Annotated in this window: 1 protein-coding gene; it reads left to right on the forward strand. The window is 61.4% G+C overall.

From position 1 onward, the window contains the following. Positions 1-842: Ig-like domain-containing protein (locus ACVOL0_RS20375; RefSeq protein ID WP_481550629.1), on the forward strand; the 842-nt coding region annotated here is incomplete at both ends.

Consider the following 842-nt stretch of genomic DNA (forward strand, 5'->3'; position numbering starts at 1 on the left):
AAGTGGTCATTCACGCCGCTGTATCCGCTGGCGGATGGCCGCCACGAGATCAGCATCATTCACCAGCATCCGAACGGCGACTCCGGTGAAGAGTCGTTGCCGTACGTGATCATCGTCGACAAAATCGCCGCTGAGCCGCCGGTCATTCTCGGCATGCTGGACGATGTGGGTCGCATCACCGGCCAGATCGGCGAGCAGACCATCACTGACGACAATCGCCCCACCATCAATGGCACCGCCGAGGCGCTGGCCACGGTCATCATCTACGACAAGGGCCAGGTGATTGGCCGGGTACCTGTGGATGCCGAGGGCAACTGGTCGTTCACGCCGGAGATTGCATTGGCCGATGGCCTGCACATCTTCACTTACGCCGCGGTGGACAAGGCGGGCAATGGCGGTGAGCGCAGCCCGGCGACCGAGTTCATCGTTGATACGCGCCCAGAGAAGATCAACATCTATTACGCCGAGGATGATGCTGGCAGCGTGACCGGCGAAGTCTTCAGTGGCGGCATCACCGACGACAGCATGCCGAACCTGTTCGGTACGGCAACGGCAGGCGGCATCGTCAAAATCTACGAAGGCAGCGTGCTGCTGGGTGAGGTCGTTGCCGACGTCGACGGCACCTGGCAGTTCACCCCGTCCACGCCGCTGAGTGAAGGTATTCATAGCTTGCATGCGACGGTGACCCTGGTCGCCAAGGGCGAGAGCGCACCGAGCAAGCTGTTCAAGCTGGAAGTGGACCTGACTGCGCCCAGTGAGCCAACCATCGAGCAGGTGCTGGATGATGCAGGCGACGTGCTTGGCGTGATCCAGAATGGCCAGAGCACTGACGATTCCACGCC

The sequence above is a fragment of the Stenotrophomonas sp. STEN021 genome (assembly GCF_056760175.1).